The 20,798-nt window shown below is 64.8% G+C and carries 23 protein-coding genes; 10 read left to right on the top strand and 13 right to left on the bottom strand.

Features of this window, described 5'->3' with window-relative positions; all coding sequences use genetic code 11:
• Positions 1 to 16 precede the first annotated feature (16 nt).
• The 8 genes from AC1DXS_RS03700 to AC1DXS_RS03665 form a co-directional block, all read right to left on the bottom strand.
• Positions 17 to 442, bottom strand: coding sequence for a hypothetical protein (locus AC1DXS_RS03700; protein ID WP_477736228.1), 426 nt, complete (start codon positions 440 to 442; stop codon positions 17 to 19).
• Positions 423 to 992 carry a DUF3299 domain-containing protein gene (locus AC1DXS_RS03695; protein WP_477736227.1) on the bottom strand — a complete coding sequence of 190 codons (570 nt, stop codon included), beginning with the start codon at positions 990 to 992 and terminating at the stop codon, positions 423 to 425. The genes AC1DXS_RS03700 and AC1DXS_RS03695 overlap by 20 nt, the downstream gene beginning before the upstream one ends.
• Positions 993 to 1,039: 47 nt before the next feature.
• Entirely contained in the window at positions 1,040 to 1,324 is a 285-nt protein-coding gene (locus AC1DXS_RS03690; RefSeq protein ID WP_477736226.1) for a hypothetical protein, read from the bottom strand.
• A gap of 6 nt (positions 1,325 to 1,330) precedes the next feature.
• Positions 1,331 to 2,533, bottom strand: coding sequence for an ABC transporter permease (locus tag AC1DXS_RS03685; RefSeq protein ID WP_477736225.1), 1,203 nt, complete (start codon positions 2,531 to 2,533; stop codon positions 1,331 to 1,333).
• A complete protein-coding gene (locus AC1DXS_RS03680) occupies positions 2,530 to 3,186 on the bottom strand; it encodes an ABC transporter ATP-binding protein (protein ID WP_477736224.1) in 657 nt (218 codons plus the stop codon). Before AC1DXS_RS03680 ends, AC1DXS_RS03685 begins: the two co-directional genes overlap by 4 nt.
• Positions 3,183 to 3,698, bottom strand: a complete 516-nt coding sequence (locus AC1DXS_RS03675) for a Fur family transcriptional regulator (RefSeq protein WP_477736223.1) — start codon at positions 3,696 to 3,698, stop codon at positions 3,183 to 3,185. Before AC1DXS_RS03675 ends, AC1DXS_RS03680 begins: the two co-directional genes overlap by 4 nt.
• Positions 3,699 to 3,825: 127 nt before the next feature.
• On the bottom strand, positions 3,826 to 4,095 hold the full coding sequence (locus tag AC1DXS_RS03670; RefSeq protein WP_413327735.1) for a hypothetical protein: 270 nt from the start codon (positions 4,093 to 4,095) through the stop codon (positions 3,826 to 3,828).
• An 85-nt stretch (positions 4,096 to 4,180) separates the two neighbouring features.
• Positions 4,181 to 5,362, bottom strand: a complete 1,182-nt coding sequence (locus AC1DXS_RS03665; RefSeq protein ID WP_477736222.1) for an FAD-dependent monooxygenase — start codon at positions 5,360 to 5,362, stop codon at positions 4,181 to 4,183.
• A gap of 99 nt (positions 5,363 to 5,461) precedes the next feature.
• On the opposite strand from AC1DXS_RS03665, the gene AC1DXS_RS03660 reads away from it, so the two are divergent.
• On the top strand, positions 5,462 to 6,052 hold the full coding sequence (locus tag AC1DXS_RS03660) for a TetR/AcrR family transcriptional regulator (RefSeq protein ID WP_477736221.1): 591 nt from the start codon (positions 5,462 to 5,464) through the stop codon (positions 6,050 to 6,052).
• Positions 6,053 to 6,101: 49 nt separating this feature from the next.
• On the opposite strand, the gene AC1DXS_RS03655 is transcribed toward AC1DXS_RS03660, so the two are convergent.
• A complete protein-coding gene (locus AC1DXS_RS03655; RefSeq protein WP_477736220.1) occupies positions 6,102 to 6,485 on the bottom strand; it encodes a hypothetical protein in 384 nt (127 codons plus the stop codon).
• Between the two features lie 191 nt (positions 6,486 to 6,676).
• Between AC1DXS_RS03655 and AC1DXS_RS03650 the strand changes: the two genes are divergently transcribed.
• The gene (locus AC1DXS_RS03650) at positions 6,677 to 7,648 is read left to right on the top strand and encodes a M14 family metallopeptidase (protein WP_477736219.1); all 972 of its coding nucleotides are present in this window, start codon (positions 6,677 to 6,679) and stop codon (positions 7,646 to 7,648) included.
• A 41-nt stretch (positions 7,649 to 7,689) separates the two neighbouring features.
• Here AC1DXS_RS03650 and msrA read toward each other — a convergent pair whose 3' ends face one another.
• From msrA to AC1DXS_RS03635, 3 genes are all read right to left on the bottom strand, one after another.
• Positions 7,690 to 8,232 (bottom strand): peptide-methionine (S)-S-oxide reductase MsrA, encoded by a 543-nt coding sequence (gene msrA / locus AC1DXS_RS03645; RefSeq protein WP_007865929.1) that lies wholly within the window; start codon positions 8,230 to 8,232, stop codon positions 7,690 to 7,692.
• A gap of 108 nt (positions 8,233 to 8,340) precedes the next feature.
• Positions 8,341 to 8,622, bottom strand: a complete 282-nt coding sequence (locus tag AC1DXS_RS03640; RefSeq protein WP_477736218.1) for a hypothetical protein — start codon at positions 8,620 to 8,622, stop codon at positions 8,341 to 8,343.
• A gap of 119 nt (positions 8,623 to 8,741) precedes the next feature.
• Positions 8,742 to 9,635 carry a LysR family transcriptional regulator gene (locus AC1DXS_RS03635; RefSeq protein WP_477736217.1) on the bottom strand — a complete coding sequence of 298 codons (894 nt, stop codon included), beginning with the start codon at positions 9,633 to 9,635 and terminating at the stop codon, positions 8,742 to 8,744.
• 142 nt (positions 9,636 to 9,777) lie between these two features.
• Here AC1DXS_RS03635 and AC1DXS_RS03630 point away from each other — a divergent pair, with 142 nt between their 5' ends.
• Both AC1DXS_RS03630 and AC1DXS_RS03625 read left to right on the top strand, forming a co-directional pair.
• Positions 9,778 to 10,974, top strand: a complete 1,197-nt coding sequence (locus AC1DXS_RS03630) for an acyl-CoA dehydrogenase (protein ID WP_477736216.1) — start codon at positions 9,778 to 9,780, stop codon at positions 10,972 to 10,974.
• A gap of 24 nt (positions 10,975 to 10,998) precedes the next feature.
• Positions 10,999 to 11,778 (top strand): YdcF family protein, encoded by a 780-nt coding sequence (locus tag AC1DXS_RS03625; RefSeq protein ID WP_477736215.1) that lies wholly within the window; start codon positions 10,999 to 11,001, stop codon positions 11,776 to 11,778.
• A 78-nt stretch (positions 11,779 to 11,856) separates the two neighbouring features.
• Here the strand turns inward: AC1DXS_RS03625 and AC1DXS_RS03620 are convergent, their stop codons facing one another.
• A complete protein-coding gene (locus tag AC1DXS_RS03620; protein ID WP_477736214.1) occupies positions 11,857 to 12,654 on the bottom strand; it encodes a hypothetical protein in 798 nt (265 codons plus the stop codon).
• A 395-nt stretch (positions 12,655 to 13,049) separates the two neighbouring features.
• Between AC1DXS_RS03620 and AC1DXS_RS03615 the strand changes: the two genes are divergently transcribed.
• The 6 genes from AC1DXS_RS03615 (at position 13,050) to AC1DXS_RS03590 (ending at position 20,792) form a co-directional block, all read left to right on the top strand.
• Positions 13,050 to 13,748, top strand: coding sequence for a TetR/AcrR family transcriptional regulator (locus AC1DXS_RS03615; protein ID WP_477736213.1), 699 nt, complete (start codon positions 13,050 to 13,052; stop codon positions 13,746 to 13,748).
• Positions 13,745 to 14,950, top strand: a complete 1,206-nt coding sequence (locus tag AC1DXS_RS03610) for an efflux RND transporter periplasmic adaptor subunit (RefSeq protein WP_477736212.1) — start codon at positions 13,745 to 13,747, stop codon at positions 14,948 to 14,950. Before AC1DXS_RS03615 ends, AC1DXS_RS03610 begins: the two co-directional genes overlap by 4 nt.
• Positions 14,951 to 14,962: 12 nt before the next feature.
• Positions 14,963 to 18,250, top strand: coding sequence for an efflux RND transporter permease subunit (locus AC1DXS_RS03605; RefSeq protein ID WP_477736211.1), 3,288 nt, complete (start codon positions 14,963 to 14,965; stop codon positions 18,248 to 18,250).
• Positions 18,251 to 18,324: 74 nt separating this feature from the next.
• Positions 18,325 to 19,014, top strand: coding sequence for a protein-L-isoaspartate O-methyltransferase family protein (locus AC1DXS_RS03600; RefSeq protein WP_477736210.1), 690 nt, complete (start codon positions 18,325 to 18,327; stop codon positions 19,012 to 19,014).
• A gap of 19 nt (positions 19,015 to 19,033) precedes the next feature.
• The gene (locus tag AC1DXS_RS03595; protein WP_477736209.1) at positions 19,034 to 19,390 is read left to right on the top strand and encodes a rhodanese-like domain-containing protein; all 357 of its coding nucleotides are present in this window, start codon (positions 19,034 to 19,036) and stop codon (positions 19,388 to 19,390) included.
• 43 nt (positions 19,391 to 19,433) lie between these two features.
• Entirely contained in the window at positions 19,434 to 20,792 is a 1,359-nt protein-coding gene (locus AC1DXS_RS03590) for a TolC family outer membrane protein (RefSeq protein WP_477736208.1), read from the top strand.
• Positions 20,793 to 20,798: the final 6 nt, after the last annotated feature.

Below are 20,798 nucleotides of genomic sequence, written 5' to 3'. Positions count from 1 at the left end.
AGCAAACGAGGGAGATTCAGCGAGTGGGAGGCGGGCCGCGCGCGTCAAACAGCGCCGCCCAGCGGGCGAGCGCTTCGCCGCGGGAGATATCAAAAGCCAGGCTGGAAAGCACCAGCGGCAAATTCAGCATGGGCAGCGTAGGCGCCGCCTGGCCGTGGCTGGCCTGGTCAAACAGGCGGCAGTCCGAATCGCCGTCATGCGAAGCAAACAGCGAGGCCAGCCAGCCGCCCTCATCCTGCTCTTCGGCATGCGCCAGCGCGGCGTGCTCAGGGTGGTGGCTGTCCTGGTGCGCATGTACATGCGCATGCAGATGCGCCTGCGGGCCATGCACCACGCCGTGCATCAGCCCCAGCAATTGCGCGAGTAAAAGCGAGGCGACCAGCAACCAGACCAGGGCCCCGGCGAAACCTGAACTCCGGCGTTTATTTGACGCTGCTGGCATCCGTAATGCGGTAGTAAAGGCCGTAGGCGTCGTCATTGAGGACGAGGAAACGCCCTTCCACCACCACCGGCTCCATGCTGTACTTCACCGGCGTCTTGGTCTTGACCTCGACCATGCTCTCGGGCCCGCCCGGCAGGCAAAAAGCGCAGGTCAGCGGCACCGAGGACAGCAGGAAATGTTTCTGTTTTTCGCCCGGATCCAGCGGCATCATGAAACCCTGGATGCGCTGGGTTTTCTGGTTCAGCGCCATCTGGTCCAGGGTGAAGACCGGCAGGATGCGGTTCTTCTCGTTTTTGGTTTTCACCGCCGTCAGCACCGACCAGGGCACCACGTCGCCGCGGGCCGCCAACGGCGGGAACGGGCTGTTGGCGCCATGCACGCCCGCGCCCTGGCCCACCGGCAGGTCAAAACCCGGCGCTGCGGCAGCCGGCTTGGCACCACCCGCCACCGGCGAAGACAGGGTCTGCGCCTGCAGGCTTGCGACGGTGAAGGACAGGCTGCAGGCCAACGCGAAGGCGCGGCCCAGGCAATTGCGAAGAATGGGGTTCATGCGGGCTCCTGGAGACAGGCACGGTTCCAGAGCGGCTGATTCGCCGCTCAGTGGACGTGCTTCATGCCGCAGTATTTCCCGACAGCCAGCCCTTTGCAAGCGGCTTGCAGTTCTTTTTCGCAAACCTCGTCTTTTTTGCCCGACTCCAGGCACTTGGCCGCGGCTTCGTGGGCGGCGGCCATGGCGCGGTGGCGCTGGATGTCTTCCTTGGTTTCCTTATCGCTGTGCTGCGCGTAGGCCAGCGAAAAGCTGGCGCTCAGGGCCAGCGCGGCCACACCGCTCAGGACGGGCGAGAGTTTGAGGAATTGCTGGACGGAATGAAGGCTTGGCATAAAAAATTACCTTGATTGGAGAAGTTCAAACACATTGACCCGGTAGGCCTCCCAGGCGGGCAGCAGCGCGGACGCCAGCGCCACCCCCAGGGCCAATACCGGCACACTCACCAGTTCGACCGGCCACGACATCGCACCGATCAACACGGACTTTTCAAGCTGCAGCGTCCAGGCCAGCAAGGCCGTCAGGCCCTGGCCCGCCAGCACGCCCAGCACGGTGGCCAGCAAGGCCAGCCACAAGGCCTCGCAGAGCAGCAGGCCCGCCACCTTGCCCGGCGGCGCGCCCAGCATGCGCAGCAGCGCCAGGTCGGCCCGGCGCTCGCGCACCGCGCCCCACAGTGCGATGAATACACTCAGGCCGGCGGTGAGCAGCAGCACGCCGGCCAACGCGCGCAGCACGTCCGTGCCCACACCCACCATGCTGAGCAGGCGCGTGATCTCCAGCGCCGGCGCGGCGGCCTGCATCTCGGTGCTGCTGTTGATGTAGCGCGGGAAGGTCACCGCCGCCAGCGGCGTTTTGTATTGGATCAGCGCCAGCGTGATTTCGCGGTCTTCCTCCAGCACCTTGCGGTCGTCGTCATCCAGCGCGGTGTCGGTCTCATGCACCTGCCAGACCGACTCGGTGGCCGTCAGCACCAGGCGGTCCAGCACCGTGCGGCTGGGCGCCAGCACGCCGGACACCACATAGGGGCTCAGCTTGTGCTCCTCGCCCCCGCCGCCCAGCCCGTGCGTGCCGGTGAAGCTGTCGCCCACTTTCAGGCCGGTCTGCTGCGCGACCTGCGCGCCTATCACCGCCTGCATGGGCTTGGCCCACAGCGTGCCCTGGACCAACTGCGCGTCGTAGTGGCTGATGTAGTCGGGTGTGGTGCCCACAATGCGAAAGCCGCGAAAGCTGTCGCCCAGGCTGATGGGAATGATCTTGGCGACCTGCGGATGCTTTTCGAGCTCCTTTACCGCGGCCAGCGGCACATTGCCGGTCGGCACGTCGAGGTGGAACACCCCCGAAAGAATCAGCTGCATGGGGCTGCCCTTGGCGCCCACCACCACGTCGATGCCGGCCAGGTCGCGGTCAAAAGCCTGGTTGATCTGGTGGCCGACCAGTAGCAGGAAAGTGATGGACGCCAGCCCCAGCGTGAGCAGCAGCAGGTTGAGCGCCGCGGCCAGCGGACGCGACCACAGGTAGCGCCAGGCGAAAACAATGGTCTTCATGGCTGGCGACGCCCCAGTTGCAAGGCCTTGAGGCCCTTTTCGTCTTTGAAAAATTCGGCCACGCGGGCATCGTGCGTGGCAATCACCAGCGTCGCGCCCTGCCGCCGCGCCGTGGCCCGCAGCAAGTCCAGCGACGCCGCGGCGGCCTCGTCGTCCAGGCTGGCCGTAGGTTCGTCGGCCAGGATCACCTGCGGCTTGAGCAGCACCGCGCGCGCCAGCGCCACGCGCTGCGCCTGGCCGCCCGACAGTTGCGCCGGCTTGCGCTGGGCCAGCGCCTGCACATCCAACGCGGCCAGTGCTTCTGCGATGCGGCCCTCGTCGGCCGGCCGGCCTGCGGCCCACTGCGCCATGGCCAGGTTGGCGTGCACGGTGAGCGCGGCGCTCAAATGCAGTTTTTGCGGCAGAAAGCCTATGGTGGCTGCCCGCCAGGCATCACCCGCGACCTTGCCCAGCGCCTTCATGGCCTGCCCCGCCACGGTGATCTCACCTTGATCGGGCGCCAGCAAACCGGCGGCCAGCGCCAGCCAGGTCGACTTGCCCGAACCCGATGCGCCGCGCAGCAGCAGCACACCGCCCTGGGCCACTTCCACGTCCTCAAAACGCAGTTCGGGGCCGCCCGCGTAGCGGTAAACAAGCTGATGCGTGCTGATCATGAAGAGGCAGCGCCCGGTGCGGTGCTCGCGCAGTCGGCGCACACGCCGCGCACAGCGAAATCCATGCTCATGCCCTGGTAGCCCAGGGCCTTGAGCGCTTCCAGCGCGGTCTGCGCGGCGCGCTCCAGGTCTTTGGCGCTGGCCTTGAGCGCGCCCGAAGAGGTGCCGGCCAGCGCTCCCGCCAGCGGGCTGTCGCGGTGGCAGCTCTGGCATTCAAAATGCGGGATCGCATGCACGCTGCTGGGCATGGCCTGGTAGCGCCGCACGCGTTTGGCATCCACCCGGCACAGCAGCAGCCCCACCTGCGTGAGCCGGTCTATCAGGCGGTACAGCGTGACGCGGTCCAGGGCCTCCTCGGCATCGCCGGCCAGCGCAGCCTGCAGTTGGGCGTGGGTGTAGCTGGTGTCGGGGTGCGCCAGCAGCCAGCCCAGCACCAGGCGCGCCGCCGCAGTGCGGCGCAGGCCGTGGGCGGAAAGCAGGGTGTCTATGGGATCGGCCGGACGGTCAGTCATGGGAAATGGGGGCTGGGGCGCAGTTTTTGAAGTGCTGCGGTTTTTGGCTAACGCAATCGAGTTGCATTATTACCGCAATTGCCCCCCGTTTCCGCTCCGGCTTTGTAAAGCTGCCAAATTTCGGACTTCAGTCCTGGTAGGGCTCGTGGCTTCTGGGCGCCAGGGGCAATTGCTCGTCCAGCGACTGGCGGTAGCGCAGGCAGCCCTGCAAAAACTGCGGCCAGTCGGGCACCACGGGCAGCGGATCCGACTTCTCCGGCAGCAGCGACCACAGCGCGGGATGGTGCCAGCACAGCTCGTGCCGTGTGCTGTCGCGATGCTCGCGAATGCCTTGGCGCAAGCGCTTCACTTCAGCGATCAGCTGTTCACGCGACAAGCTTTCAAGGTCCGCGTCCATGATGCCTCCGTAACATGACATGTTGAGGGTGAACGAACACCCTCATCATAGGCACCGCCGAAAGTGCCTGCATGCATGAAGCGTGTCAGCGGTAGATCAAACCCGACAGCTGCCATGCCAGGCGCCTGCGCACCTGCGGCAGACACGACAGCACCGACATCGCCAGGTTGCGCAGGGCACGCAGCCCGGGCCGGACCGTGGCCAGCCGCGTCAGGCGGTCAGCCAGGGCGACGATCTGGCGAGCCACGGGCCGGCGCTCCGCGGCGTAGGCATCGAGTGAGGTCTCACTGCCGGCCAATGCCTGCTCCAGTGCGCCCGCGAGGCTTATTGCGTCGAGAATCCCCGCATTCATGCCCTGGCCTCCGGCCGGGCTGTGCACATGGGCAGCGTCGCCTGCCAGCAGGATACGTCCGGCGCGGTAGCTTTCGGCCACGCGATGATGCACGCGGAAACGGGAACCCCATACCACCTCCTGCACCAAGGCGCGTTCACGCTGCGGCCCGCGTGCATCCAGAAGCCCTTGCACATAAGCGGCGTCGGGTTGCTCCGGGGCGTCGCTGACGGTGGCGACCACGCGATGCACACCGTCCGGCAGCGGGGCCAGCACCACCATGCCGGCAGGCGAGAAGTACAAGATCACCTCATCGGTCGGAAGCCCGCCGCTCAGGCGCACATCGGCCAGCACAAACGATTCACCGTAGCTGCCGCCCTTGAATGCGATGCCGGCGCTCTCGCGCACAGCGCTGTGCATGCCGTCGGCCCCCACGACAAAGCGCGCACGCATGCGGCTGCCGTCGTCCAGCGTGGCCGTCGCACCTGACGCGTCTTGCACAAGCGCGGCCAATGTGCGCGGCCGCAGTACCCGCCCACCCAGCTCCACCAGGCGCTGTAGCAACACGCTCTCCGTGACAGCCTGCGAGACCATCAGCGTGTACGGGTACTGCGTGGGCAACTGGCTGAAACCAATCGGCACAAGTACCCGGTCACGGTCGCGGATGGTGAATTGCCTAGCCTGTATACCGCGAGCGACCAGGCGCTGCGTGACGCCCAATGGCTCCAGCACTTCCAGCGTGCGGGCATGCACGACCGCCGCGCGGGAGGTGTTGGCGCCTTCAGCCTGGCGGTCGATAACGCAGGCGCGCACGCCGAGTGCCAGCAGCGAAGTCGCCAGCGTAAGACCCGTGGGGCCGGCTCCAACGATCAGGACGTCGGTGTCGAAGCCCGTGGACGAAGCGGGGAAATTGAGATTGATCGAGGGAAAAGTCATGATTACTCCAAAAAGTCAACAAGTGTTGGTCAACAACCGTTGGCAATCATAATTAATACCTCGAAAAAAGTCAACAAGTGTTGGCCTATACTTGTTGGCATGACTGAAACAGCCCCCATTCCACCCCCTCCCCGCCGCTCCGACGCCACCAAGTCCGCCATCCTGGCGGCCGCGCGCGAGCAGTTTGCCGCCAGCGGTTACCAGGCCGCGACAATCCGTTCCATTGCAACGGCGGCCGAGATCGACCCCGCCATGGTCATGCGCTATTTCGGCAACAAGGAGAAGTTGTTTGCAGCAGCAGCCGAGTTCGATTTGCGCCTGCCCGACCTGAGCGATATGCCGCGCAAAGACGTGGGTGTCGCGCTGGTGGAGCATTTCCTGAACCGCTGGGAAGACGACGAAACACTGATGGCCCTGCTGCGTACTGCCGTCACCAACGAGGCGGCTGCCGCGCGCCTGCAGGAAATCTTTGCCACGCAGATGGCCCCCTTGATTGCCAAGCTCAGCGGCGAGCCGCGCGCGGCAGCCGCCACGCGCGCAGGGCTGATCGCCTCGCAGATTCTGGGGCTGGCCTTGTGCCGCTATGTCCTCAAGTTGCCGCCGGTGGTCGGACTAAAGCGCGCAGACATCGTGCGCCGTGTGGGCGCCACCATCCAGGCCTACCTGTACGACAAGTGGGACAACAACTGAATCCCGTTGACTGCCACCGGTCGCCCACACGGCGGAAAGGAAAAATCCCTCAGGTTTCAGGACGTGTATCCGGCCATGCAACAGGCCGTTTCGGCGCTGGCTTTCCGTTGCCGCTGACCGTGGCCAGCCCGCCAAACAGCAGGATCAGCGCCAGCCAGCCCAGCATCACATCCCAGAAGTGCTTGACCAGGAAATAAGGCGCCAGCAAGGTGGTGAACCAGTAGCTGAGCGGCCCAAAGCGCTCGCTGACCGCGCCACCACCGCCGTAGCCGCAGCGTATGGCCGGGGTGTCAAAGCCGGCCGATGAGCAGCCCACCCATGACAAAACTTTGGCCGAGGTGAACATGCTCAGCACGGGTGTGCCGAAAGCAATGGCAAAAAGCACAAGGCCGATGAGCAGCGCCAGGAAAAGGGTTTTGCAGGCAGCGTGCATACGGAATTCTTGCTGAGGTGCTTTCTGGATTTTGTTGAGCCGCGTCGCGGTCTTGACCACGATTGGGGCTAATGTATACCGTGAATCAGCGGCAGCAATCCGGCCCTGCGCTATAACGTCATATGAACGCGGCATGGCCCGGCACCAGCCGGAAGATCCGCCCTCCTCATATTCATCCCACGGTAAACCCCATGTCCCCCAAACACCCCACCCACCTGCGCGCCCACACCTACCACGGCCTGGCTCCCGGCCCGCGGCTGCTGGTCACCGGCGCCGTGCACGGCAACGAAACCTGCGGCACGCGGGCCATCACGCAGTTGCTTGAAGAAATCGACGGCGGCGCGCTGGCCATAGAACGCGGCATCGTGACTTTTGTGCCGGTGACCAACCCGCTGGCCTACAGCCTCAAACAGCGCATGGGCGAGCGCAACCTCAACCGCAACATGGCGCCCAGCGCGATCCCGCAGGATTTCGAGGACCGCATCGCCAATGTGCTGTGCCCGCTGCTGGACGCGCACGACGTGCTGCTGGACCTGCACTCCTTCCACACCGGCGGCGCGCCTTTTGTCATGATCGGCCCGCAGAACAACCACGGTCCGCTGGAGCCCTTTTCCCATGCAGCCGAGGAAATGCAGCTGGCGCTGCACACCGGGCCGCACCGCATCGTCGAAGGCTGGCTGGAGACCTATGCGCGCGGCGTCAAGCGGCGCACGGCGGCGGCCGAAGCAGGCGAAGCCAGCCGCGCCCAAAGCCTGGTGACCGACCCGAACTACGGCGTGGGCACGACCGAGTACATGCGCTCGCGCGGCGGCTACGGAGTGACGCTGGAATGCGGCCAGCATGAAGACCCGCAGGCAGTGCTGGTGGCGCGCTACGCGATTTTGCAGACCCTGGGTTTGCTGGGCCTGGTGGCGCAGCCTGCCGCGCCGGTTCCCATGGAGCGCGAAATCCTGCGCCTGGTCGATGTCATGGACCGCGAGCATGAGGGCGACAGCTTCACCCGCGAGTGGCGCAGCTTTGATGCGGTGAAGGCCGGCGAAGCGATAGGCACGCGGCACGGCGGCGAAGCCGTCACCGCGCCGGCCGACGGTTTTGTGGTGTTTCCGAATCCGCGCGGCGAGGTCGGCCAGGAGTGGTTTTACTTCGCGCAGCGGCGCGTGTAAGAACCCTGAACAACCTTATCCGCAGATAGACAGCGCCAGCTTCAGTCCTTCACGCGCGAGGCAAAGGTCTTGCGGAATTTCTCGACCTTGGGGCCGACCACAAAAGCGCAATAACCCTGGTTGGGGTTGTTCTCGAAATAGTCCTGATGGTAGGCCTCGGCCGGCCAGTAGTTTTCCACCGGCAGCACCTCAGTGACGATGGGCTTGCCGAAAAGCTTGTCCTGGCTGGCCTGGCGTATGAAGTCGTCTATGACGTCCTTCTGCTCGGGCGTCGAGTAATAAATGCCGCTGCGGTACTGCGTGCCGGCGTCATTGCCCTGGCGATTCAGGCTGGTCGGGTCGTGGATCACAAAAAAGATCTCGAGGATTTCCTTGAGCGTGATCTCCGCCGGGTCATACGTCAGCTTGACCACCTCGTTGCTGCCGGTGCGGCCGGTGCAGACTTCCTCATAGCTGGGCCGCGCGGCCTGGCCGTTGCTGTAGCCTGACTCAACGTCGGTGACGCCGCGCACCTTGACGTAGACCGCTTCCGTGCACCAGAAGCAGCCCCCGCCCAGGGTGATGGTTTGAAGGGATGAGGACATGGCTATCTCCGCTGAAAACCGTTGGTCGTGAAAGGAGCGGAAATCTTACGCCGCGGGCCGCGCGCATGCCGTGGCCGGCGCGCTTGCCCTTGCCCGGCAGGGGCTCAATCAATTGCGGCGGCGCGCGCCCTTGCTGCGGTGCATGGGGCCGATGGCGCGGCGCATCAGCCGCAGCAGCACCAGCGCCGTGACGGCACCGGCGACGGCCAGGCCCAGCGAGCCCATGCTGAACACCGTGTCGTTGGTCTTGCCGTGGCTGAGGATGGCGGCCACGAAGTCGCCGCCTATGTAGGCACCGAACACGCCGACACCCAGGTTTTCGAGGATAAGGATTTTTTCGCGGGTGCCCGCGAGCAAGCAGGCGGCGCCGCCGAAGAGGGCACCCACCACACACCAGATATACGGGTTGATGCCGTTCTCCTGAAGACTATGAACTGCCCCATGGTGGCAGTTTTGGGCCCCCAGCGGTGGACATACTTTCCGCAAGGTCTTTCGTCGGGGCCGGCTCTTCAGCCCTTCGCCGCCGGCGCCATCGCGCGCACCGCCTTGACAAAAGCCGCCAGCGCCTGGTGGTCGCGCGCGGTCTTCCAGAGGCAGTGCGTGTCGTAAGGCGTGGTGGCCGCATCCAGCGGCACAAAGGCCGCGCCAGCCATGGCCGACTGCCGCAGCGCGGCCGGCACCAGGGCCACGCCCATGCCCTGCGACACCAGCGAGACCACGCTGAGCCAATGCCGCAGTTCGTAGCGCATCTCGGGGTAAAAGCCGGCTTCGGTGCAGATCGCCAGGATGCGCTCGTGGTAATCGGGCGAGACCGCACGTGACACCACCGCAAAGGGCTGGCCCTGCAGGGCTGAAAGCGACAGCGAGCGCTTGCGCGCCAGCGCATGGCCCGCCGGCAGGCAGGCGACAAAGGCCTGGCTGGACACCAGGATTTGCGACAGCTCGGGCGGCACGCGCGTGGTGTGCACAAAGCCCAGGTCCAGCCGGTCCTGTGCCAGTTCAACCAGCTGCTCGCTGGAGCTGAGCTCTTTCAGCGTGAGTCGCAGCAAGGGGTGCTCAGCCTGGAAACGCTCCAGGATGGCGGGCAGGCCGCTGTAAAGCATGGTGCCCGAAAAGCCTATGGCCAGGCTGCCCGCCATGCCCTGCCCCACGTCGCGCGCATGGCCGGCGGCCTGCGCGGCCTGGTCCAGCAGGGCGCGCGCCGCCGGCACAAAAGCCTGGCCCGCGGCCGTCAGGGTGACCTGCTTGCTGCTGCGCGTGAACAGCTTCGCGCCTATGGAGGCCTCCAGCTGCTGGATGTTCAGCGACAGCGGCGGCTGCGAGATCGACAGGCGCCGCGCGGCGCGGCCGAAGTGCAGCTCTTCGGCCAGGACCAAAAAATAGCGGATGTGGCGGAATTCCATGAATATGTTTTTTATATCGTTGAATCGCTATTTGATATTAGACAACTATTCATGCTTGTCAAACAATCATGACTACCCGGCCGGCACGACACGCCGCGCCCTACACTGCAAGCAGGCTTTTTCCTTTCCGGAGACACAAACCATGAAAACCACCTTCAACTGGCAAGACCCGTTTTTCTTCATGGACCAGCTGAGCGACGACGAGCGTGCCATCGCCGACGCGGCCCACGCGTTCTGCCAGGAAAAGCTGCAGCCGCGCGTGCTGATGGCGGCGCGCCATGAAAAGTTCGACCGCGAGATCATGAACGAAGCCGGTGCCATGGGCTTTCTGGGCTCCACGATTGAAGGCTATGGCTGCGCCGGCCTCAACTATGTGAGCTACGGCCTGGTGGCACGCGAAGTCGAGCGCGTGGACAGCGGCTACCGCAGCGCCATCAGCGTGCAAAGCTCGCTGGTCATGCACCCCATCAACGCCTACGGCAGCGAAGCGCAGAAGCAGAAATACCTGCCCAAGCTGGCCACCGGCGAATGGGTGGGCTGCTTCGGCCTGACCGAGCCCAATCACGGCTCCGATCCGGCCAGCATGCTGACGCGGGCCAAGCCAGTGGACGGAGGCTTCATCCTCAAGGGCGCCAAGATGTGGATCACCAACAGCCCCATCGCCGACGTCTTCATCGTCTGGGCCAAGCTGCAGGATCCCGACGGCAAGGTCGGCGGCCAGGAAAGCATTCGCGGCTTTGTGCTGGAAAAAGGCATGAAGGGCCTCAGCGCCCCCAAGATCGAGGGCAAGATGAGCTTGCGCGCGTCGATCACCGGCGAGATCGTGATGGACGACGTGTTCGTGCCCGAAGCCAACCTGTTGCCCAATGTGAGCGGCCTCAAAGGTCCCTTCGGCTGCCTCAACAAGGCGCGCTACGGCATCGCCTGGGGCGCCCTGGGTGCGGCAGAAGACTGCTGGTTTCGCGCGCGCCAGTACACCCTGGACCGCCAGCAATTCGGCCGCCCGCTGGCGCAAAACCAGCTGATCCAGAAAAAGCTGGCCGACATGCAGACCGAAATCACGCTGGGCCTGCAGGCCTGCCTGCGCGTGGGCCGGCTGATGGACGAAGACAAGGCCGTGCCTGAAATGATTTCGCTGATCAAACGCAACAGCTGCGGCAAGTCGCTGGACATCGCCCGCATGGCGCGCGACATGCACGGCGGCAACGGCATCCACGACGAATACCACGTGATCCGCCACATGATCAACCTGGAAACCGTCAACACCTATGAGGGCACGCACGATGTGCACGCCCTGATCCTGGGCCGCGCGCAGACCGGCCTTCAGGCCTTCTATTAAGTAGCGCCGCTTTCCCGCCCGGCGATGGAGTTAGGCGCACTCAAGCCCGTGCTGGCGGCCCTCGCGCTGCCACCGGTCTCCTTGCTGCTGCTGGCATTGCTGGGACTGGTGCTGGCCTGGCGCAACAGGAGGAAGAGTGGGCTCACGCTGGCCACCGTTTCCGTGCTGCTGCTGGCGCTGCTCAGTTGCCACGGCAGCGCCGTCTGGCTGGCTCGCACCGTGCTGCCGCAATTCGCTCCACTCGACGTGGCCGATTTAAAGGCCCGGAAGGTTCAGGCCATCGTCATCCTGGGCGGCGATGTGCTGCCCGCGGCGCCGGAGTACGGCCGCAGCCAGCCGAGCGCGGCCACCGCCGCGCGGCTGCGCTACGGCGCCTGGCTGGCCCGGCAGTCCGGCCTGCCGCTGGCCTTTACCGGCGGAATGGGTTGGGCCGCCCACAGCACACAAACCGAACCGGAAGCCGAAGTCGCCGCCCGGGCGCTGCAACAGGACTACGGCCTGGCCCTGCGCTGGAGCGAATCGCAGTCGCGCGACACAGCAGGCAACGCACGCCTGATGGCGCCGCTGCTGCGGCAAGCCGGCGTGCAGCGCATCGCGCTGGTCACCCACGCCTGGCACATGCCGCGCGCCGTCCTGGCCTTCGAACAAGCCGGCCTGGCCGTCACACCCGCCCCCATGGGCTATGTGCTGCCGGCCCAAAGCGAGTTGCTGGAATGGCTGCCCTCGGCGCAGGGCCTGCAGGCTTCGCGCCAGGTGTTGCGCGAGGGGTTGGCGCTCTTGGTGGGACGGTTGCGGCCGGCGTGAAAACCTGTCGAAGCGCCGTCACGCTTTAACGCGCACTCACCAGAAAGGCGCAACCGGCTTCTTGACCGCCAGCTTGAGCTAAACCCGCAAAGCGGCCTCGAGAATAGGTCTTATATCCCGGCTTCGAATGGCTTCAAATCCCGCTTCTTCTATGGCTCTGCGGCGACTTTCATTGTTGACGAGATCGTCGCACTCCTCAACAAGCCTGGACGGAGCCGCCACACATATCCCGGCACGAATATCGTCCTCAATGAAAGTCTCCGGCTCAATATCAGCCACGACCGCTTTGCGGTTGGCGAACAGATAAGAAACCCGGACGATCTCGAAAATCTTGGAGGCATAAAGGTTGATGTTCACAATCAGTTTTGAGCGCGAAATCAACTCATCCCTTTCTTTTCCATACAGGCCGCACACAAAAACCGTCTTGAGCCCGAATTGGCACAGATGAAAGAATGCATCCAGCCGATCAGGTCCCGGGGTCCCGTACATCAGCACGTCAATGTCCTGAACAGGCGCTTTCGGAATCCGCGTGAGAGGCTCCGCATAACCCACCGGCACCACCCGGCAGTCCGCGTTTAATTTCCTCCAGGCCTGCGCGTTTGCTTCGCTGTAATCCCAGACCTTGCAATTCGTTGCCGCGTAAACGAGCGCCGGTTTTAGCTGAGTCGCAGCCCGAATCTGCTCGAAGTTATAAATAATTGTCGAGGGCGGCAGCTTCTCCACCACATCCATCGCAAGCATTTGAGCGCCAAAGACAATGTTCGTCGCCGACTGAGAAAATGTGTTTTCCCCGAATTCAACCGTGTGCCCCAATTCACGCAAACCCCAGATGACGGACTCAATGACTTCCTTGTAGCCATTTAATCCGTGTCCCATACCCTCGGTCCGTGTTATGTGAGTGACGTGGTAGTTCAATTGAATCCCAAAGAGTATTAAGTACGGGTGTGAAAATCGCGGACCGATCTTCATGCGATGCGGCTGACATTACCATGGCCAGCGCGGTGCCGATTGCGTCTGTCGCCTTGGCGCCGGACGCCCTCATGAGACGTGATCAAATCCAATGCAGCGGCACATCTTAACGGTGATGTAATTTCCTTTAAGGGATGATGGATGAGGGAGTACCGGTGTCCCCGGTCCCGGCGTCATCGCGCTCCTCGAGGTACGGCTTTCTTGCCCATTCGCATTTGCACCCATCGCGTGAACGGGCCCTCCACTGTGGGTTGACGGTCGGAAAGTAAGCAGATATATTACTAACCAGTCAGTCAGTAACTATGTCGCTTTCCAAACTCTTCAGCCCCAACACCGCGGTCGCCGCCAAGCGCGAGCGCCGCAAAGAAGCCCGCCCGGGCGAACTCCTGGACGCCGCGCTCGACCTTTTTGTGGAAAAAGGCTTTGCCGCGACCCGCGCCGAGGAAGTCGCCGCCCGCGCCGGGGTGTCCAAGGGCACTTTGTTCCTTTACTTCCAGAGCAAGGAAGAACTCTTCAAGGCCGTGGTGCGTGAAAACATCTCGGGCCGCTTCACCGAGTGGCGCGCCGAATTGGAAAGTTTTGAAGGCAGCAGCCCCGAATTGCTGGCCTATTGCATGAACGTCTGGTGGGAACGCGTGGGCATGACGCGCGCCTCGGGCCTGACCAAGCTGATGATGAGCGAGGCCAAGAACTTTCCCGAGCTCGCGGCTTTCTATCACCAGGAAGTCATCATGCCGGGCCACGGCCTGATCCGCAGCATCCTGCAGCGCGGCATGGACCGCGGCGAGTTCCGCACCATGGACCTGGACTACGCCGTCTATGTCGTGATCGCGCCCATGATCTTCCTGATTCTTTCCAGGCACTCCGGCGGCGTGTGCTTGAACAGCGAGAAAGATCTGGACCCCCAAAAATTCATCGCCCACCAGGTGGAAACCATCCTGAACGGCATTTCCGCACCCGCCGCCATCGCAGCCCGCGCCGGCAAGAAGGCTGCCGCATGAAGCGCTGGGCCAAGTGGGCAATCGCCGCTGTCGTCGTGCTGCTCATCGCGGGCGGCGTGCTGCGCGCGCTGGCCGCGCGCAAGGCCCAGCAGCAGGCGCTGGCCGCCAGCAGCGCGGTCAAGGACATGGGTCTGGTGGAGCTGGCCGCCACCGACGTGGTCAAGGCCCAGGTGCGCGAAGTCGTGCAGGGCTTGCCCGTCTCGGGCTCGCTCAAGGCCGTCAACTCCGCCGTCATCAAAGCCAGGGTTGCGGGCGAACTGCAGGGCCTGTCGGTGCGCGAGGGCGACGTGGTCAAGGCCGGGCAGGTGATCGCCCGCATAGACGCCGCCGAATACCAGTCGCGCGTGCGCCAGGCCCGCGAACAGGCCGAATCCGCCAAGGCCCAGGTCGACGTGGTGCAGCGCCAGTACGACAACAACAAGGCGCTGGTCGACCAGGGCTTTATTTCCAAGACCGCGCTGGACACCTCGCTGGCCAACCTCAACGCCGCCCAATCGACCTACAAGGCCGCGCTGGCCGCGACCGATGTCGCCGCCAAATCGCTGGACGACACGGTGCTCAAGGCGCCGATTTCCGGCCAGGTGTCGCAGCGCCTGGCGCAGCCCGGCGAACGGGTTGGAATAGACAGCAAGATCGTCGAAATCGTGGACCTGAGCCGGCTCGAACTCGAAGCCACGCTGAGCGCGACCGACTCCATGGACGTGCGCGTGGGCCAGAGCGCCCAGTTGCAGATTGAAGGCAGCCGCCAGCCCGTGGCCGCCGTGGTCGCGCGCATCAACCCCAGCGCACAGGCCGGCAGCCGCAGCGTGTTGGCCTACCTGAACATCGACAACCCCGGCGTTTCCGCTGCTGCCGGCGAAAACGGCGCCCCGCCACTGCGCCAAGGCCTGTTCGCCCAGGGCACGTTGGGCACATCGCGCGCCTCRCTGCTGTCGCTGCCCGTCAGCGCCGTGCGCACCGACAAGCCGGCGCCTTATGTGCAGCTCGTTGACAAGGGCGTGGTCGTGCACAAGCCTGTCGAGCTGGGCGCGCGCGGCGCCGCCGGCGGCGGCGACAGCGTGGTGGCCGTCAAAGGCCTGGAAGAAGGCGCGCTCGTCGTTCGCGGCGAAATCGGCGCGCTGCGCGAAGGCACCAAGGTGCGCTTCACGCAGTTGCCTTCCGCGCAGCCCGCCGCCAGCACGCCCGCCAAACCGGCGCCCTGAGGCTTCACGCGCATGTGGTTCACGCAGGTCAGCCTCAAGAATCCCGTGTTCGCCACCATGGTCATGCTGGCCATCGTGGTGCTGGGGCTGTTCTCCTACCAGCGCATGCAGGTCGACCAGTTTCCCAACATCGACTTCCCGGTGGTGGTGATCACCGCCGAATACCCCGGCGCCTCGCCTGAAATCGTTGAAAGCGAAGTCACCAAGAAGATTGAGGAAGGCGTCAACTCCATCGCCGGCATCAATGCGCTGACCTCGCGCAGCTACGAAGGCCAGTCCGTGGTGATCATGGAGTTCCAGCTCTATATCGACGGGCGCCGCGCCGCCGAGGACGTGCGCGAGAAAATCGCGGCCATCCGCCCCAGCTTCCGCGACGAGGTGAAAGAGCCGCGCGTGCTGCGCTTTGACCCCGCCAGCCGGGCCATCTGGTCCGTTGCAGTCCTTCCGCAATCCGGCAAGGGCAAGGCCATGGATGCCGTGGAGCTGACCAACTGGGCCGACCAGGTGCTGAAAAAACGCCTGGAGAACGTGCGCGGCGCGGGCTCGGTCACGCTGGTGGGCGGCACCAAACGCGAGATCAACGTCTACCTCAATCCGCAGGCCATGGAGTCGCTGGGCATCACGGCCGACCAGGTGGTCAATGCGGTGCGCAACGAAAACCAGGACCTGCCGGTGGGTGCCATCCGCTCGCTGCAGCAGGAGCGTGTGGTCAAGATAGACGCACGCATGAAGCGGCCCGAGGACTTCGGCAAGATCATCGTGGCGCGCAAGGGCGGGGCCGGCGGCACGGGCACGCCGGTCACCGTCGACCAGGTGGCCCGCATCGCCGACGGCGCGCAGGAGCTCGACAGCCTGGCGCTCTACAACGGCCAGCGCACCCTGTTGCTGACGGTGCAAAAAGCCCAGGACGAAAACACCATTGCCGTGGTCGACGGCCTGAACAAGGCCGTGGCCGAACTGCAGCCGCTGCTGCCGCCCGGTGCGCGGCTGGAACTCATCACCGACGGCTCGCGCCCGATACGTGTGGCGGTCGAGAACGTGCGCCGCACGCTGATCGAAGGCGCGCTGCTCACGGTGCTCATCGTCTTCCTGTTCCTCAACTCCTGGCGCTCCACCGTGATCACCGGGCTGACGCTGCCGATCTCCATCATCGGCACCTTCTTGTTCATGAATTTGTTCGGCTTCACGATCAACATGATCACGCTGATGGCGCTGTCGCTGTGCGTGGGCCTCTTGATCGACGACGCCATCGTGGTGCGCGAGAACATCGTACGCCACGTGCAGATGGGCAAGGACCCGTACCGTGCCTCGATGGACGGCACGCAGGAAATCGGCCTGGCCGTGCTGGCCACCACGTTCTCCATCGTCGCCGTGTTCCTGCCCATCGGTTTTATGGGCGGCATCATCGGCAAGTTCTTCCACGAGTTCGGCGTGACCATCGTGGCGGCGGTGCTGATCTCCATGTTCGTGAGCTTCACGCTGGACCCCATGCTCTCCAGCGTCTGGCACGACCCGGCCATTAAACATACCGTTCGGGCTGAGCCTGTCGAAGCCGGGCAGCACTTCGACAAGCTCAGTGCGAACGGAATATCTTTCTACGACAAGACCATAGGCCGCGTCACCGGCTGGTTCGACCGCGCCACCGAATCCCTGAGCAACAGCTACCAGGGCATCTTGCGCTGGTCGCTGGGCCATAAGCTGGCCACGCTGTTGCTGGCGGTGGTGATCTTTCTCACCAGCATCTTCATGGTGCCGCTGCTGGGCACCGAGTTCGTGCCCAAGGCCGACTTCTCGGAAACCACACTGAACTTCTACACGCCGGTGGGCTCTTCGCTGGAAAACACCGAGGCCAAGGCGCGACAGGTCGAGGCCATCGTGCGTGAGTTTCCCGAGGTGAAATACACGCTGGCCACGCTCAACACCGGCAACGCCCAGGGCAAGATGTACGCCAGCCTCTATGTGCGCCTGGTGGACCGCAAGGCGCGCACGCGCAGCGTCGACCAGATGTCGGGCGTGCTGCGTGAGCGGCTCAAACAGGTGCCCGGCATCACGGTGACCCACGTCGGCCTGCTCGATTCAGTGGGCGGCAACAAGCAGGTGGAGTTTTCCCTGCAGGGCACCGACCTCAAGGAGCTGGAGCGGCTCACACGCGCGGTCAGCGACAAAATCCGCGACATTCCCGGCCTGGTGGACCTGGACTCCAGCGTCAAGGCCGACAAACCGGTGATCGAGGTCGACGTGCGGCGCGACGCGGCTTCCGACCTGGGCCTGTCGGTGTCGCAGATCGCCGCCTCGCTACGCACCCTGGTGGCCGGACAGACGGTGGGCAACTGGCGCGCGCCCGACGACCAGACCTACGACGTCAACGTGCGCCTGGCGCCCGGCGCACGCACCGCTCCGCAGGACCTGGAACGCCTGCCCTTCATGAGCAGCACCATGGGCAGCAATGCCGACGGCTCCTCGCGCGTGGTGCGGCTCAACCAGGTGGCGACCGTGAAGGAAAGCACCGGGCCCAACCAGATCAACCGCCGCGACATGGCGCGCGAAGTCGCCATCAACGCCAACGTCTACAACCGCTCGGCCGGTGAAGTCTCCGGCGACATCAAGGCGGTGCTCGACAACTTCAACTTTCCGCCCGGTTACCGCTACCAGTTCAGCGGCTCGACCAAGAACATGGCCGAGTCCTTCGGTTACGCGGTGTCGGCGCTGGTGATGGCCATCCTCTTCATCTACATGATCCTGGCCAGCCAGTTCAAGAGCTTTCTGCAGCCCATGGCGCTGATGACCTCGCTGCCGCTGACCCTGATCGGGGTGGTGCTGGCGCTGCTGCTGTTCCGCTCCACGCTGTCGATGTTCTCCATCATCGGCGTGGTCATGCTGATGGGCCTGGTCACCAAGAACGCCATCCTGCTGGTCGATTTCGCCATCCGCATGCGCGCCGATCGGCTGGACGTGGACGGCCATCGCGTGCCCGGCATGGAGCGCGGCGAGGCCCTGCTGCATGCCGCCAAGGTCCGGCTGCGCCCCATCCTGATGACCACGCTGGCCATGATCTTCGGCATGGTGCCGCTGGCCTTCGCCCTGACCGAAGGCTCGGAGCAACGCGCCCCCATGGGCCAGGCGGTCATAGGCGGCGTGATCACCTCCTCGCTGCTGACCTTGGTGGTGGTGCCGGTGACCTATTGCTACCTGGACGACCTGGGCCAGTGGTTCAAGCGCAAATTCGGCCCCAAAACCCGGCACGCCGCCGCCCCTGAAACACCGCCCGGCGAACCCGCGCCTGTCATGGCCGGCCGCTAAAATCAAGGGTTTATCTCGTGACTCCCCCTTCCCTCTCCCCATCCCACCCCATTTCGCCCAACCACAGGTCCGCCATGAACTACGAACAAGCCCGCTTCAACATGATTGAACAGCAAATCCGCCCCTGGGAAGTGCTGGACAACCAGGTCCTTTCCCTGCTCGCCGTGGTCAAGCGTGAAGACTTCGTGCCCGCGGCCCACAAGGCCCTGGCCTTTGTCGACATGGAAATCCCGCTGCCGCCGCAGGCCAACCCCAGCCAGTGCATGCTGGCGCCCAAGGTCGAAGCCCGCATCCTGCAGGAGCTGGCCGTGCAGAAGCACGAAAAAGTGCTGGAAATCGGCGCCGGCTCCGGCTACATGGCCGCCCTGCTGGCGCACCGCGCCCAGCAGGTGATCACGCTCGAGATCGACCCCACGCTGGCGCAGACCGCTCGCGACAACCTGCAGCGCGCCGGCGTCTACAACGCCGAAGTGCGCACCGGCGACGGCGCCGCGAAAATCGCCAAGGCCGTGGCCGGCAGCGACCCGCTGAGCGGTCCTTTCGACGTCATCGTGCTGAGCGGCTCGGTCGCCGAGGTGCCGGCCCCGCTGCTGTCCTTGCTCAAGGTCGGCGGGCGCCTGAGCGCCATCGTGGGTTTTGAGCCCGTGATGCGCGCCACCCTGGTCACGCGCGTGGCCGAAGACGCCTGGCGCACCACCCAGGCCTGGGACACCGTGGCGCCTCGCCTGCTCAACTTCCCCGAGCCCTCGGCCTTCAGCTTCTGAAACCGGAAAGCCGCCACCCATGATTCCCCAACTCAACCCGGCCGATTTCAGCGCCTGGCGCGACAACGCCAGCGCTGGCGCGCCCGCCCTGCCCGTGGTGCTCGACGTGCGCGAGCCCTGGGAGCTGCAGACGGCCTCGGTCAAGGAAGACGGCTTCAGGCTGGTCCACATCCCGATGCGTGAAATACCCACGCGCCTGGCGGAGCTGCAGGAAGCCGGCGCCGGCCATCCCATCGCCTGCCTGTGCCATCACGGCATGCGCAGCCTGCAGGTGGCCAACTACCTGACGCAAAGCGGCTTCACCGAAGTCGTCAACCTGCAGGGCGGCATCAATGCCTGGTCGCAGCAGGTGGACCGCTCGGTGCCGCAGTACTGATCCCGTTTTTATTCGCCGACTCATCCATTTCTTCAGGACTCCTATGACCACGCCCAAGAAACCGCCGGCCCGCCCGGCGATATTGCCCCTGTCGATTGCGGCCGCCGTGGCAATGCTGGCCATGGCGCCGCTGGCACAAGCCCAGAGTCTCGTCGAGCTGTATGAATCGGCCCGCGCCTTCGACGCCTCCTACCAGTCGGCCAAGCTGCAGTACGACGCCAACCTCGCCAAGGCCGACCAGGCCAAGGCCGGTATCCTGCCCACGGCGGGCCTCTCGGCCGGCGTGTCGCGCACCTCGTTTGAAAACACGGCCCCGGTGATAGACCGCAGCTTCAACACGCAAAACGCCGCGCTCAACCTTTCGCAGCCGCTGTACCGCCCCGCCAACTGGGCCACTTACCAGCAGGCTTCCCGGCAGGTCGACCTGGCCAAGGCCCAGCTCGAAAGCGCCGACCAGGACCTCATCGTGCGCACCAGCCAGGCCTACTTCGACGTGCTGGCCGCACAGGACACCCTGACCTTTGTGCGCGCCCAGAAAGCCGCGGTGGCCGAACAGCTCGCCTCGGCCAAGCGCAACTTCGAGGTCGGCACCTCCACCATCACCGACACCCGCGAAGCACAGGCCCGCTACGACCTGGTGATCGCCCAGGAACTCGCCGCCGAGAACGACCTGCGCGTCAAGAAAATCGCGCTGGACACCCTGGTCGGCAAGACCGAAACCCAGCCCAAGCCCCTGAGCACCCCGGTCGGCCTGCCGACCGTCACGCCGGCCGACGTCAACACCTGGGTGGAGCAATCCGAGCTGGTGCACCCCAGCATCCGCCAGGCGCAAAGCAATGTCGAGATCGCCGAGCTGGAGGTGAACAAGGCCGAGGCCGGCCACAAGCCCACGCTGGACGCGCAGGCCAGCTACAACGTCACGCGCAACCCATCGGGCACGGCGACCACCATCCCGCCTTTTGCCTTCCGCACCAACACCACCACCGTCGGCGTGGTGCTCAACGTGCCGCTGTTCGCCGGCTTCGCCACGCAAAATCGCGTGCGCGAAACCCTGTCGCTGCGCGACAAGGCCAAAAGCGACCTCGAAGGCGCGCGGCGCAGCGTGGCCCAGGCCACACGCACCGCCTACTTCGGCGTGCAGTCGGGCCAGGGCCAGGTCAAGGCGCTGGAGGCGGCCGAGCTCTCCAGCCAGAGCGCGCTGGACGCCAACAAGCTGGGCTACCAGGTCGGCGTGCGCATCAACATCGACGTGCTCAACTCGCAAAGCCAGCTGTTCCAGACCAAGCGCGACCTGGCCAAGGCGCGCTACGACGTGCTGCTGGGCGACCTCAAACTGCGCCAGGCCAACGGCACGCTGACACCCGAAGACCTGCAGAAGATCAACGCGCTGCTGGCAAAATAAGCGCCG

The sequence above is a fragment of the Polaromonas sp. P3_B1 genome (assembly GCF_056402935.1).
The sequence above is the reverse complement of the archived record's forward strand: the minus strand, read 5'-3'. Positions and strand labels throughout refer to the sequence as shown.